Origin of the sequence: Ruminiclostridium hungatei, assembly GCF_002051585.1 — a bacterium.
In the GTDB taxonomy this organism is placed as follows: Bacteria; Bacillota; Clostridia; order Acetivibrionales; family DSM-1351; genus Ruminiclostridium; species Ruminiclostridium hungatei.
Map to the genome: position 1 here is coordinate 118,447 of NZ_MZGX01000001.1, position 14,203 is coordinate 132,649.

Here is a 14,203-nt window from a genome sequence, read left to right on the forward strand (position 1 = left end):
AGCTGTTAAGGAGGTAAAAATGAAATCCTATAGAAAAGAACTGCACTTTAATACTCCCGGCCGCAGAGCCTATGTAAACATTACTTCCCAGGTTCAAAAGTGTATTGATGAGAGCGGTATAAGTGAAGGTATGGTCCTGGTAAATGCCATGAATATTACTGCCAGCGTATTTATAAACGATGATGAAGCCGGTCTCCATCAGGATTTTGAGAAATGGCTGGAAGCCCTTGCTCCTGAAAAGCCTTACAGCCAATACAGGCACAACGGTTTTGAGGACAATGCTGATGCTCACCTGAAACGGCAGATTATGGGGCGTGAAGCAGTAGTTGCGGTAACCGGCGGCAAGCTGGATTTTGGCACCTGGGAGCAGTTGTTCTATGGAGAATTTGATGGAAAAAGAGACAAACGAGTGCTTGTAAAAATAATTGGAGAATAGTTTCTGGCTTTATTTATGAAAATTATATTCATTTTATTATCAGAGGGTATTCGGTGACGAAGGGAAACGGAAAAATATATGAAGATCTGTGTGATTCATGGCAGTCCCAGAAAGGGAAACACATACAAGGCGACAAAAATTATGATGGCTCATATGGAAGGAATGGGTGAAGTTGAATTCAGCGAATTCTTTCTCCCCAAAGCAATGCCGGTGTTCTGCTGCGGATGTTACAACTGCTTTGACAAGGGGGAGGAAATGTGTCCGCATGCGCAGTATACCCAACCTGTGGAGCAGGCTATCAAAGCAGCGGATGCTGTCATAATAACCTCTCCTGTTTATGTACTGGCCGAAAACGGCGCTGTCAAAACGCTGCTGGATCACTATGGATATATGTTCATACCTCACCGGCCAATGGAAGAGATGTTTTCAAAAGTCGGAATGATTATTTCTACAACTGCCGGTGCCGGCACCGGAAAGGCCATTAAGGCCATTTATAACAGTTTGAATTTCTGGGGAGTAAAAAGAATTTTTAAATTGGGGCTTACTATTTTTGCCAAGGACTGGGAGGATATGAAGCCCTTAAAGCAGCAGAAATTTGAAAAAATCATTAAAAAAAAGGCAGAAAGGTTTCATGCCTGTATAGTCAAAAGAGAAAAGCTACATACCAGATTGTTTACAAGGTTCATGTTTTTTATTATTCGAAAATCCTTAAGCAGCTATAAAGACGGGCATCCGGATAAAAAATACTGGCTGCAGAAGGGCTGGCTGAACGGCCGGAACAGGCCGTTTCAGCATTGAGGGCGAGTTTTCCGGAAAACTGAAAGCACAGTTGCTTTCAGTTTTTTTAAGGTATTTTTTATATAAAAGATTTGAAAAATTATGTCCAATAAATGTAAAGTATGATATTATCTAAAACATAGAAATTAAAAATTATTTTATTAATGGAGAAGAATATGGAAAACCAAGAGTTGGATACTGTAGTTGAGAATACTGTAGTTGAGAATACTGTAGTTGAGAATACTGTAGCTGAGGATGCTGTAGCTGAGGATGCTGTAGCTGAGGATGCTGTAGCTGAGGATAATGAAAATGCCGGTATCAATGAACCGGCGGATATTTTGGCAGAAGGCCGGAACCCCGATTTTAATCCATATGGAAGGGTATATGAAAATAATTTGCCAAATCAGTATCCGGCAACCAACCTTGATGGTCCTGCAGGATTGGGAGGCTGGTTGGTGCTGGTGGCTATCGGAAGAATTCTTGGGCCATTGATGCTGCTGAATGCTATTTACCAGGTCTTCTCCATATATTTCAAAAGCGACTTACTGGCACAGCTTTCAAGCCCGGATAACAAGCTGTACAGTGCATTGTGGAAGCCCATGATTTTTTTTGAGCTTATAGGCAATATATTGCTGCTCGGTCTATCTGTACTGCTTATAATTCTTTTTTTTCAAAAGAAAAAACAATTTCCCAAAGCATATATAGGTATGATGCTTATAAATGTATTAATTATGCTTATTGATTTAATATTACTTTACCAGATACAGAGGACATTGACTGTAGATCTGAATATAACAGCAACTTCACAGCTTATTACAGCCATTATTACCAGTGCAATCTGGATACCCTATATGCTTATATCAAAAAGGGTCAAAAATACCTTTACAAGGTAAGCTGCCTGTAATTATTACCGGCTTCATACCTGGCAAGGAGAGTATATGAGTAAGAAATACGGTAAACACAATTCATTAAAGCTTGTTTTGCTGCTATTTGCAATGGCATTTACAATGAGTGCCTGCTCGGTGGATAATAATTATGCGCTTGACAAAACGCAACCGCCGGCAGCGCACACACCGGCAGCGAAATCTACAGCTCCCGGTACAACGGCTGAGGAAGAGTCTCTTGATACCCAAGCCGGAAGCATGAGCATGGAAGAAGCAGTCCAAATAATCAGGGAAGCTGGTAACACTGAGGTTATTAAAACCTGGGAGCAGTATGAATCCGCAAAGATTCCCCTTATTGCCGCCCTTCCTGAGAGAAATCTATACCTTTACGGATTGAAGGATAAAGTAGGAGTTATTCTTTACTATAATGGCGCCGGGCATTTTTATGAATGGAATTATCTGACTCCCAGGTTCATTTTGCCTGGTCTGAAGATAACAGATTTTGACGGCGACGGTAAAGAGGAGCTGGGAGTTATTCTTTATGTGGGTTCCGGAACCGGCCTTTCAGTTGAAGAACTGCATATGGTGAAGATTTCCGAGACGGAAGTGGTTTCTGATAATCCCAAGGATAAGAATTACCTTGTGCCCAATAAAGAATATTTTAAGGATTATTGCTATTCTGATTATTCGGAGCAGCTTAAAGAGCAGGTTAAGCTCAAAACCCATGTTGAAGGGGCAGCACTCTGGGCAGATGTCACTGCCGGACAGAAGGCAAGTTCTTTTGAACTTGAGAATCCAACCGATGATATTGATAATGAAAATATAGTTTTCGGAAATATTGTCCGATTTGAATTCAAGGACAAGAAAATCACCGCACAGTTTGCTCTGGGAGCCATTAGAAAATCCTACGCATCTCCTGATTTTATAGGAGAGCTGAACACAGAGGTCGTGTTTAAAGCCGGGAATTTTAAACTTGAAAATATAACGTTTCAGCAATAGCTAGAAATTTGCAGTTATTCTGTATTACTCACTTAGGCCGTAATATATTTATTTGAAGCATGTCAGGCATAGAATTTGAAGTTAACTGGCCGGAAGGAGATAAGGCATATGCATGATACTTATGAAAAGTATGAAGCATTAATAAGTAAAATTGCTGTTTTCGCCCATGAAAGAGAGGACATAAGAGCTGTGATTGTCCAAGGATCGAGAGCCAGAGAGGATATGCCTGCCGATGACTGGCCGGATTTGGATGTCAGTATAATTACAACCGCCCCAGAATTTTATATTTCAAATGAGACCTGGCTGTCCCAGTTGGGAGGTTACTGGTTGACTTTTACTGAAAATACTGCTGTGGGGGGCGGCAAAGAGCGCAGGGTTCTTTTTGAGGATGGCCTGGATGTGGATTTTGCCGTAATACCATATGAATTTGTACGCCATATTATGCTGAACGGAATTCCAGAGGATGTAAAGTATTCTTTGGGACGGGGCTTCAGGATTTTAATTGATAAGGATGGGGCTTTTAAGGACTTTCCCGGAACGGACATGAAGCCGGCACTGCCTGAGCCGCCATCCGGCCGGGAGTACCTGGAGTTTGTAAATGATTTTATTTACCATTATGTCTGGACATTAAAGAAGCTGAACAGAAAAGAAATCTGGGCAGCCATCGGTTGTTCCGACGGATACTTGAAGGTAAGACTGCTTAAGCTCATTGAGTGGCATTCCCGGGCTTTCAACGGAAGAGGATACGATACCTGGCATGCCGGACGTTTTATTGAAAAATGGGCAGATCCAAGAGTGGCAGAGGGGTTGAAACATTCCTTCGGGCATTTTGATCAGAAGGATATTTTTCGTAGCTTGAAAGAAACTTACAAGCTTTTTAGAATGTTGGCCATAGAAGTGGCGCAGAAGCTTGATTATGATTATCCCTATGAGAATGAGCAAAAAGTCTTGCTGTGGTCGGGGGAAAAGCTGGAGAAGCTCCAATAACCGCCAATTACCTGGCAAAGTGAGGAAGCAGGTTTTCCGCTGTTTTTAATGGATAGTCCGGAAGGCCGGGTAACTTGTACTGCATGGAGTTCCTATTGTAAAAAGAATGGCAGGGAGGTATAAAATGTTTTATTTCCAGGCAACTGATGACATTCAATTAAGAGTTCTTGAACTTAAAAATGCCAAGGAGCTGTACCGCCTGATTGATGATAACCGTTTGTTTTTGAGGGAATGGCTGCCGTGGGTCGGGTCAACGACTGGTGTGGAGGTTATAAAACAGTTTATCAAATCCTCAAAGAAACAGATGACGGATAACAACGGATTTCAGGCAGGCATCTATTACAGGGGTGAAATTGCAGGCTGTATAGGGCTTCACAGCATTGACTGGAGTAATAGGAAAACTACCATAGGATATTGGCTGGCCTCGGATTTTCAGGGCAAGGGAATAATGACACAGTCCTGCAAAGCCATAATAAATTATGTTATTAAGGATCTGGGCTTGAACCGGGTGGAAATAAGGGCTGCAGAACTAAATTCAAAGAGCAGGGCCATTGCACAAAGGCTTGGATTTACACAGGAGGGCATATGCAGACAGGTGGAATGGCTGTATGATCATTATGTAGACCATGTCATTTATGCCGTGCTGTCAGAAGAATGGAAAAACCAACAATAAGGAGGCTGGAAGTATGGTTGATTGGAGTCCCGTAGTGGGGGCATTGGGTTTTACCGCATTAATTGCGGTAATGGTAATAGCAAACAAGGTAATTAAATATAAACTGGAACTGGCGAGAATAAATGCTGAAACAACCATAAAGGCCGAAGAAATACGGGCAAATAACCAATTGGAAATAGAGATGCTTTTAAGGCAGGAAAATCATGGCCGGAAGAGCAGGTTTCAGGAGGAAGCCAATTCTGAGGAAACGCCGGACAGGATAAGAAGAAGGGTGTAACCAAAAGGAGAATTAAATGTTACCAAAGGCGATTCTTTTGGATTTGGACGATACTATAATTTCATACAATGGTGCTGCTGATGCGGCGTGGCAAATATCCTGCAGCAATTTTGTCAGTGCTTTAGAACCTTCTTTTGATGAAGCTGCGCTGCTTGACAGCGTATATAAGGCAAGAAACTGGTATTGGGGAGACCCGGACAGGCATAGAACAGGCAGGATGGATTTGCAGCAGGCTAGAAGGGATGTAGTAAGAATAGCTTTGGAAGATTTGGATTATTTCCATGCGGAAAGCACCCTGCAAATGGCGGACGGCTATAGCAGGCTTCAGGAGGAATTGATATGCATGTTCCCTCAATCGGAGGAAACACTGGAAAAATTAAAAAGCATGGGTATAAAAATGGTTCTCGTTACAAATGGAACGACTGAAAAGCAGAGAGGCAAAATTGCAAGATTCAATCTCTCACGCTTTTTTGAATTTTGTCTTGTGGAGGGTGAGGTCGGTTTTGGAAAGCCTGACACCAGAGTATTCCAACTGGCACTTGAAAGATTGGATTTATCTCCCCGGCAGGTTTGGATGGTGGGAGATAATCTGGTATGGGATGTAGAAGCACCGCAGAAGCTTGGAATCCATTCAATCTGGAACGATTACCGGAAAGAGGGCCTTCCCGCCGGAACCAGGGTAAAGCCGGATAGAATAATACATTCCATAGCCGAACTTTTGGAATAATCCGGGTAAGGATTTGGAGCAGACATAAGCTGTTGTTATATTGTAATTACTATTGATTATAAAAAGAACAAATGTTCTGATTTTTATTGTGTTAGTGCAATTCTTGGTATATAATGGGGTTAACAGCAATACTTTGAATCCCGGTGATATTTATCGCCGGGAAATATAATAAAGCAGCGCTTTGACTCTATTTATTCAGCATATGTATTGGGGAGGGTAGATATATGGCGGTTGTGAAAATCGTAAAAGTGGATTTTGTACCAAAATGCCCATACTGTGAAAGGGAGCTTGAAGAGATAGGGAGCCTGAGTACAGGTGTTTTGTCGGTTACCAAGGTACTTGTGTGTCCACATTGCCGGAAGATTTTGGGTTCCGTATATAAAGGCTGAGGTTTTATGGTGCCAGTGCATTGGCATAGGGTTATAAGGCTTGAAGGAAGGTTGCCATGAAGGTTGGAATTGTTGGGGGTATCGGACCGGAATCCACGGTTGATTACTATAAAAGCATTATTATGGAATACCAAAGAAAATTCCATGATGACAATTATCCCCGGATTGTCATTGACAGTGTGAATATGAAGGAAATGCTGTCATATGTGCGGGCAAGGGATTGGGATTCGTTGACAGACATGCTGGTAAAATCAGTGGGGTATCTGTCAGCGTCCGGAGCTGATTTTGCTGTCATAGCATCAAACACACCACATGTGGTGTTTGACAGGGTGAGCAGCAAGGTGGGGCTTCAGATGCTCAGCATTGTTGAAGAAACCTGTAAAAAGGCCAGGCTGCTGGGCTGGAAAAGGCTTGGACTATTCGGCACCGGATTTACCATGAAGGAAAATTTTTATAGTGCAGCATTTGCTGCCGCGGGAATGGATATAGTTTTACCCAACATTGATGAACAGGAATACATACACAAAAAATTGTTCAGTGAGATAGAATTTGGTGTTATAAAAAATGAAACCAAGTACGGGCTTTTGTCAATAGCCGGCAGGATGTGCGAGGAAGATGGGATTGATGGTCTGATTCTGGGATGTACCGAGCTTCCCCTTATATTAAAGGACGGAGAAGGAAGTGTTCCTTTCCTGAACACTGCTCAGATACATGTAGAAAGCATTGTAGAGAAACTGGCGCAGTTACGGGATGGAGCAAAATTATGATAAGTGTTGCAAAGGATTGGAATTCAAAGCAGTCCAGATTAAGGGAAATAATACTGAAACCTGATGCTTTCCCTGAAACAATAGCTTTAATACTTGAGATGCATAGCCTGGTACATACCTCCCAAATGTCGGGAACAGACGTTATAACATATGAAGACCAGTTGTGGGAAGGACTTGAACCTGGGACATTCCGCTCCCAGATTAAAAATTCGGGTTCCACTATTGCATGGAATTTATGGCATCTCACCAGAATTGAAGACATTACTGCAAATATTCTTATGGCGGAAGAGAGCCAGGTAATTAACGGTGACAATTGGCTGCAAAAAATGAAAGCCTCGGTATGCGATACCGGAAACGCCATGAGTGACCGCGAGATAGCTGATTTCAGCTCTAAAATAGATATGGCTGAGCTGAGAAACTACAGAATAGAGGTCGGAAGTAAAACAAGGGATATAATAAATTCACTCAGGCCTGAAAAAATGAAAATGAAGGTTAAAGCTGAAGGTATAGAGAGGATTTTGCTTGAAGGTGGAGTTACTGAGGCCGAAGGATCCAGGTGGCTATTGGATTTCTGGAGTAAAAAGAACATTGCCGGCATAATACTTATGCCCATTACAAGGCATCAGGTAGTACATTTGAATGACAGCTTAAGGCTTAAAAGCAAACTTTCAGACCGATAAAGTTTAAGTTGGATAGATGACAGCAAAAGGAAGACTGCATATGAGGATGCAGTCTTCCTTTTGTCATAAAGCCCCCATATATTTTTATAAGCTGATTTCCACGTATATTTAAGGATTATTTAATAATTTAAACGCTATACTTGTCTCATAAGCCAGGAAAGGAAGTTGAACAGTGTTTATAAAAATATTAAAAAAAGATATCAAAAGAAAGAAGGCAATGAATATAATACTATCCTTGTTTATGATAGTAGCCAGCATGTTGATTGCCAGCAGTACAAGCCTGCTTTATACTACTACAACTGCCTTGCAGCATTTTAAGCAGGTTTCAGAAACCTCGGACAACTTGATAGTTACATTTTCAAGTCCTGAAAATGACAGGAGGATGCTGGAGTGGGGCAGAAAATGCCGCAAGGTGAAAGAAATAAGCTCAGAGGATATGATACTTGCCCTGGCCGAGAAAATAACCATTCCGTCGGAGGGCAGGAAGCTTGAGGACGGGGCGACTCTGACAGTGGCAAAGATTCCTGTAAAAAACAATCTTGTTTTTAATGAAAAGGAGGAGCTGTTTGAGCTGAAGGCAGGAGAGGCAGCCTTACCAAACATTATAAGGGAAAGTGCCGGACTGAAAATAGGGGATACGGTTAAAATCAGTATCGGTGATGTTGAAAAAGAACTTCTGGTCAAGCACTTTTTGAAGGACGTTTTATTCGGCTCAGGCCTGATGGGATTGAAAAGAATAATAGTCAGTGATGAGGATTATGATGATTTCCATGGAACAGAAGATAAAAGCATAATCAAGCTGTGGTCCGTTATGAAGACTGAAACGGCAACCTATGAGGAGGTCGAAAAAGAATTCAGCAAAACCTCCATTTCTTCAATATCCACCTTTAACAGTAAAACTATTTCGTATACATACATTATGGATTTGACAACCGCAGCCATCATGAGCATTTTAAGCATTTTTCTGATATTTATATCCTTTCTTATCTTAAGGTTTACCATCAGATTTACCATTGAGGAAGACTATAAGGAAATAGGGATTATGAAGGCAGTGGGGCTGAAAAACAGGGCAATCAAAAACATATATCTGGTCAAATATTTTGCAATAGCCCTTCTGGGAGGCAGCCTGGGCTTTGTAGCAAGCATACCTTTTTCAGGGTTTTTAAAAGATAATATATCGCAGAATATTATGATGACAACCGGTATATTAAATTATTTTCTGGCAGGCTTAAGCTCGGTCCTGGTTATTGCGGCAACGCTTCTTTTCTGTTATTTATGTACCGGAAGAATAAACAAAATGACTGCAATCGATGCAATCAGGCAGGGAAGCATCGGTGAAAGATTTTCCGCCTCAAGAAAATTGAAGCTTCATAACACGGGATATATAAGCACTCCCGTCTTCATGGCAGTAAGTGACCTTGTTACCGGTTTCAGGAAATTCATTGTATTGATGCTGACTTTTATAATGGGCACCTTAATCATCATTGTACCCATAAACGATATTAACACCTTGGCCTCGGACGATGTAGTGACCTTGTTCGGGCTTGCCCATTCGGATTTCAACCTGAGACCTGACGGTTATGGTGTCAGCTATAGGGAAGCAGGCGTTGAAAGACTTATGGACTATACATATTCCATTGAAATGGAAATGGAGAAGAAAGGATTTGATACAGACATACATCCTGAGATTATGTTCATGACCAAGATATATGCCGGCAATCCGGACGATAGCAGGAATATACTGGGCATGCAGGCTTATGGCTATCCAACCGGCAATTATGCATACCTTAAGGGTACTCCTCCAAAGCTGGAAAATGAATTGGCCTTAACTGAAAAAACAGCCGGTTATTTCGGCATAGGCATTGGAGACAGTGTTAACTGTATTGAGAAGAATGGGACAAAAAAGTATATTGTAACTGCATTGTTTCAATCCATGAACAATCTTGGCCATTCAGTTCGTTTTTCAGAAGAACATATTATGGACATGCAGGACAGCAGTGCATTTACACTTTTTGGAGAGTTTAAAGACAAAGAAAACAAAACCGGACAGTTTAACGCCTTAAAGGAAAAGTTCCCGGAGCTTAAGATAAGAAACAGCAGAGAGTATGTTGACAGTTTTATGGGGAATATTTCCGGTCAGATTGACATTATTAAAGCCATTATTCTGATTGTTGTGTTAAGCATTAACTTTCTGATTACCTGTCTTCTGGTGAGAATGCTTTTGACAAAGGAAACGGCAGATGTGGCACTCCTGAAAGCTCTTGGCTTTAAGAACGGGGATATAAGGAAATGGCAGGCTGTACGAATTATGATAATTCTGGTTGTATCGGTTATACTGGGCACACTGCTTGCAAATCTCACAGGGAGTTATTTGTCTTCCGGTATATTTAACTTTATGGGAGCTACGCATATCAAATTAAACATTGAACCGCTGCAGGTGTATCTGTTGTACCCGATAATTATTTTGGCAGTCACCATGACAGCAGTTCTGATAAGCCTTGGACAGGTAAGAAGCACAAATATCTGGGAAATAAACAACCAGGAATAGCGGCAGGTGCAAATATGAAAGGAATGAAAAGGCATGAATAAAATATTGAATGTAAATAACCTTTGTAAAACTTATATTGTAAATAAGAGGCAGAACAATGTACTGCGAAATGTAAATTTTGAAATGAACCAGGGCGAGTTCATCTCCATAATGGGGCCTTCCGGCTCGGGGAAATCCACACTGCTGTACACAGTGAGCGGAATGGACCGCTTGACGGCGGGACGGGTTATATTTTGCGGCAGGGATATAAGCAGCCTGAGCCCTGATAAAATGTCGGAGCTGAGGTTGAATGAGATGGGCTTCATATTCCAGCAAATGCATATGTTGAGAAATCTGTCCGCCTATGATAATATCATTGTATCAGCTTACAGCTCTGCTGCAGGAAAGACAGGACAGCAGCGAAAAATAATAAATGAGTATGCTGAGGAATTGATGAGAAAGCTTGATATTATTGACATTGCAAATAATGATATAACCGAGGTGTCCGGGGGACAGCTTCAGAGAGCCTGCATCTGCAGAGCGCTGATCAACAGGCCTAAAATGATATTTGCCGATGAGCCCACAGGTGCTTTGAACTCAAAGGCCTCCAATGAAGTCATGTCCCAATTGAACAAGATTAACCGTGAAGGCACCTCCATACTGCTTGTTACCCATGATGTAAAGGTAGCCGCCAAGACAGACAAGGTACTTTACATAGTCGACGGCAATATACAGGGTGAACTCCTGTTGGGTAAATATTCGGATGTGAACACCCATAAGGAGCGGGAGAGAAAATTAAACGGCTGGCTTATGGATATGGGATGGTGACCTATGGTAGATTTGCTTATAATAGAGGATAATCCGGAACTTGGAACCATTCTTTGCGATTTTCTCGCAAGGGATGGTTATTCCTTATATCTGGCCAAAAGTGGCGAAGAGGGTATGGAATTTATAAGGGAAAATACGGTCAGACTGGTTTTGCTTGATGTAATGCTACCGGGTATGGATGGGTTTGGAGTATGCCAGCTTATAAGGGCTCAGGGCAATATCCCAATAATAATCATAAGTGCCAGAGTAGATAAAAGAGATAAAATCGCAGGCCTGGAACTGGGGGCTGACGACTACGTGGAAAAGCCTTTTGATATTGATGTGCTGTCAGCAAAGATAGCCGCCCAGATTCGGAGGAATTACGAATTTAAAGATAAGAGCAGAGTGCTTTCAGACGGCGATATTACAATAGATTTAAATGCTACCGCCGTATATTTCAGAAATAAACCCTTGGTCATGACCGTGAAAGAATATGAATTAATGCTTCTGTTTCTCAACAACAAAGGAAAGACCCTGAGAAAGGAATGGCTTTTTGACAAGGTATGGGGGACGGACAGCTTTAGCGAGCCGTCAACTTTAACAGTACATATAAACAAACTGAGGGAGAAGATTGAAGCAACGCCCAAAAATCCAAAAAAAATTATAACTGTGTGGGGAGTGGGCTATAAGTATGAGGCACTATAACAGGATTATAGGGGTAATAACGGTCCTTTGGCTGATACTGACAGTGGTATTCACAGTTACCTTATATTCTTCCGGCAATGGTGAAAACAGAAAGGATTACAGGATTGATATAAACAGAATTAATGCCATGCTCTCAAAAGGCGTTCATATTGATAGTATTGATATTAAACAGTTCGCGTATGTAAGCAGGATTGAAGAATTGAAATTGCCATGTTCCGATAAGGAATTAACTGAGTTTTTTGATGGAAGCGGTATTGGCAGAAATGCCGGTTATGCTGTGCAGCCTGTCTTTTTCGGTAAAAGGCCTGTAGCCGGCGGTACCGGATCAGAAAGTGCTTTGGAAGGAGGGACAGAAAACAGCCGCATTTCAGGATATCTGCGTTTTACATATTCCTCGGCCGGAGGTAATCATTTTTTAACAAGGACAATTGTTTTTGCCGATTTGTGCCTGCTGATGATTTTTTTGACGGTTATGACATTATTGATTTATATCAGGCGTTCTATTTTAAAGCCATTTAATGAAATGGTTGAATTGCCGTATGAGCTGTCAAAAGGTCACCTGAGAACTGAGTTAAAGGAAAATAAAAACCGGTTCTTCGGAAAATTCCTCTGGGGGCTGAACCTGCTGAGAGAGAACCTTGAACAGCATAAAAAGCGGGAATTACAGTTGGAAAAAGAAAAAAGGACTCTGATACTTTCCATTTCCCATGATATAAAAACTCCTCTGAGTACCATAAAGCTGTATTCCAAAGCTATTTATGACAATCTCTATGCCACTGCGCAAAAGAAAGCTATGGCTGCAAGGCATATTGAAGAAAAAGCCGGTCAGATAGAAAAATTTGTGGGTGAAATAATACAGGCTTCCACCCGGGACATTCTGGATATTGAGGTGAATTCGGGCGAATTCTATTTGAGCAGGCTTATAGCTCAAATTGAAAAAACATATGCAGATAAGCTTCAGCTTATAAAGACAGCTTTTATTATCTCAAGGTTTGAGGATGTCCTGCTGAAAGGGGATATTGAAAGGTTAGTAGAGGTATTTGAAAATATAATAGAAAATGCCATGAAATATGGGGATGGAAATTCCATTAAAATCGGCTTTTCAGACGAGGACTTCTGCAAGCTGATAACTGTAACAAATTCAGGGAACCCCATTCCGGCTACTGAATTCATACATATGTTCGAAGGTTTCTGGAGGGGGGCCAATTCCCACGACAAGAACGGAAGCGGCCTGGGGTTATATATCTGCAAGAAGATAATGAAAAAAATGGATGGGGATATCTTTGCTGAAAGTACTGCAGATACCATGAGTTTTACCGTAGTTGTCAGGTGCTGTTAGTAAAAAAAGGGGGGACTTTAATGATAATGTTCTGGAACAGGAGAGAGGTATTTATGGGCAGTGATATGGAAAAATTTTCACAGGTACGGTCAATATTGTCCGGAAAGAATATAAAATATCAATATAAGGCTGTAAACAGCCTTGGGTCTTCAAACAGAGGGCATTCCGGAGCTTTTGGAATAAATACGGCCAATTCCTTCCTGTACTATGTATATGTGCACAGGAAGGATTATTTACTGGCAAGTGAATTACTGCACAGGTGATAGTCAGACGAAAACAACTTTAAATCTGGAAATGGGGAAAATATGAACACCGAAAAATTCAACGGAAAAGCAAAAATATATGAAAAATACAGGCCGGCATACCCTGAAGCTCTCATGGATTATCTATACGGAGATATGGGTTTTAATAAATCCAGCACCATTGCCGATGTTGGTGCCGGTACCGGAATATTTACAAGGCAGCTTCTGGAAAAGGGCAGCAGGGTATTGGGGGTTGAACCCAACAAGGATATGAGAACAAGTGCCGAAAGCTGGTTGAAGGCATTTGACAATTTTATTCCGGTTGACGGAACGGCAGAGGCTACAAAACTTGAAAACAATAGTGTGGATTTTGTAACTGTTGCCCAGGCTTTTCACTGGTTTGATGCTGCTGCCTTCAGAAAGGAGTGCGTCAGAATTTTAAAACCTGCCGGGCAGGTAATTCTGGTGTGGAACAGCAGGGTGGCATATGCGGCAGTCGTTGTTGAAAATGCTGCTGTATGTAAACGATTCTGTCCTGATTTTAAAGGGTTTTCAGGTGGAATTGATGAAAAACCTTCGGATTTTTCACTGTTTTATAAAAACGGCTTATATGAGACCAAAAAAATTGACTATAATATTTCATATGATTTGGATGGCTTCATCGGCAGAAATCTTTCGGCCTCATATGCGCCTGATAGTAAAAATGTCTGTTATCATGAATTCATAAACAGCTTGACCGAGCTTTTTTATAAATATGCCCATAAGGGTGAACTGGTCGTTCCCAATATTACCCGGTGCTATGCAGGAGAAGTCTAGTACAACATTCGATAAATAGGGTGCATAAATTTGAAGGAGATTTTTTGGAAATACAAGGCGGAGGAGTGCGGAATAATTGCTTTATTCCAATCGACGACAACGATGTAGTTCAAAAAAATATACCCAAATTATGTGCCAGGATTTACCGAATGTCGTACTATTTGCAGTCAG

17 protein-coding genes are annotated in these 14,203 nt (G+C 41.4%); all 17 read left to right on the top strand.

Annotated features, from left to right (window positions below; all coding sequences use genetic code 11):
• Positions 1-19: 19 nt before the first annotated feature.
• The 17 genes from CLHUN_RS00525 (at position 20) to CLHUN_RS00600 (ending at position 14,032) form a co-directional block, all read left to right on the top strand.
• Positions 20-436, top strand: coding sequence for a secondary thiamine-phosphate synthase enzyme YjbQ (locus CLHUN_RS00525; RefSeq protein ID WP_080062611.1), 417 nt, complete (start codon positions 20-22; stop codon positions 434-436).
• Between the two features lie 78 nt (positions 437-514).
• Positions 515-1,234: a flavodoxin family protein gene (locus CLHUN_RS00530; protein WP_080062612.1), complete on the top strand. Its 720-nt coding sequence runs from the start codon at positions 515-517 to the stop codon at positions 1,232-1,234.
• A 155-nt stretch (positions 1,235-1,389) separates the two neighbouring features.
• Complete coding sequence (locus tag CLHUN_RS00535) at positions 1,390-2,106, top strand: DUF2569 domain-containing protein (protein ID WP_165755604.1); 717 nt, start codon at positions 1,390-1,392, stop codon at positions 2,104-2,106.
• 45 nt (positions 2,107-2,151) lie between these two features.
• A complete protein-coding gene (locus CLHUN_RS00540) occupies positions 2,152-3,096 on the top strand; it encodes a hypothetical protein (protein WP_080062614.1) in 945 nt (314 codons plus the stop codon).
• A gap of 108 nt (positions 3,097-3,204) precedes the next feature.
• Positions 3,205-4,083, top strand: a complete 879-nt coding sequence (locus CLHUN_RS00545; protein ID WP_080062615.1) for an aminoglycoside 6-adenylyltransferase — start codon at positions 3,205-3,207, stop codon at positions 4,081-4,083.
• Positions 4,084-4,207: 124 nt separating this feature from the next.
• Positions 4,208-4,756 (top strand): GNAT family N-acetyltransferase, encoded by a 549-nt coding sequence (locus tag CLHUN_RS00550; protein WP_080062616.1) that lies wholly within the window; start codon positions 4,208-4,210, stop codon positions 4,754-4,756.
• Between the two features lie 13 nt (positions 4,757-4,769).
• A complete protein-coding gene (locus CLHUN_RS00555) occupies positions 4,770-5,033 on the top strand; it encodes a hypothetical protein (RefSeq protein WP_080062617.1) in 264 nt (87 codons plus the stop codon).
• A gap of 16 nt (positions 5,034-5,049) precedes the next feature.
• A complete protein-coding gene (locus tag CLHUN_RS00560; RefSeq protein ID WP_080062618.1) occupies positions 5,050-5,760 on the top strand; it encodes an HAD family hydrolase in 711 nt (236 codons plus the stop codon).
• A 224-nt stretch (positions 5,761-5,984) separates the two neighbouring features.
• A complete protein-coding gene (locus CLHUN_RS21945) occupies positions 5,985-6,149 on the top strand; it encodes a hypothetical protein (RefSeq protein WP_165755605.1) in 165 nt (54 codons plus the stop codon).
• 56 nt (positions 6,150-6,205) lie between these two features.
• On the top strand, positions 6,206-6,916 hold the full coding sequence (locus tag CLHUN_RS00565; RefSeq protein WP_080062619.1) for an aspartate/glutamate racemase family protein: 711 nt from the start codon (positions 6,206-6,208) through the stop codon (positions 6,914-6,916).
• On the top strand, positions 6,913-7,596 hold the full coding sequence (locus CLHUN_RS00570) for a DinB family protein (protein WP_080062620.1): 684 nt from the start codon (positions 6,913-6,915) through the stop codon (positions 7,594-7,596). The genes CLHUN_RS00565 and CLHUN_RS00570 overlap by 4 nt, the downstream gene beginning before the upstream one ends.
• 172 nt (positions 7,597-7,768) lie before the next feature.
• The gene (locus tag CLHUN_RS00575) at positions 7,769-10,144 is read left to right on the top strand and encodes an ABC transporter permease (RefSeq protein WP_080062621.1); all 2,376 of its coding nucleotides are present in this window, start codon (positions 7,769-7,771) and stop codon (positions 10,142-10,144) included.
• A gap of 33 nt (positions 10,145-10,177) precedes the next feature.
• Positions 10,178-10,951: an ABC transporter ATP-binding protein gene (locus tag CLHUN_RS00580; protein WP_080062622.1), complete on the top strand. Its 774-nt coding sequence runs from the start codon at positions 10,178-10,180 to the stop codon at positions 10,949-10,951.
• 3 nt (positions 10,952-10,954) lie between these two features.
• Positions 10,955-11,635, top strand: coding sequence for a response regulator transcription factor (locus CLHUN_RS00585; protein WP_080062623.1), 681 nt, complete (start codon positions 10,955-10,957; stop codon positions 11,633-11,635).
• Positions 11,622-12,974, top strand: coding sequence for a sensor histidine kinase (locus tag CLHUN_RS00590; protein ID WP_080062624.1), 1,353 nt, complete (start codon positions 11,622-11,624; stop codon positions 12,972-12,974). The genes CLHUN_RS00585 and CLHUN_RS00590 overlap by 14 nt, the downstream gene beginning before the upstream one ends.
• A 20-nt stretch (positions 12,975-12,994) precedes the next feature.
• On the top strand, positions 12,995-13,237 hold the full coding sequence (locus CLHUN_RS00595; protein WP_080062625.1) for a hypothetical protein: 243 nt from the start codon (positions 12,995-12,997) through the stop codon (positions 13,235-13,237).
• Between the two features lie 42 nt (positions 13,238-13,279).
• Positions 13,280-14,032 (top strand): class I SAM-dependent methyltransferase, encoded by a 753-nt coding sequence (locus CLHUN_RS00600; protein ID WP_080062626.1) that lies wholly within the window; start codon positions 13,280-13,282, stop codon positions 14,030-14,032.
• Positions 14,033-14,203 lie beyond the last annotated feature (171 nt).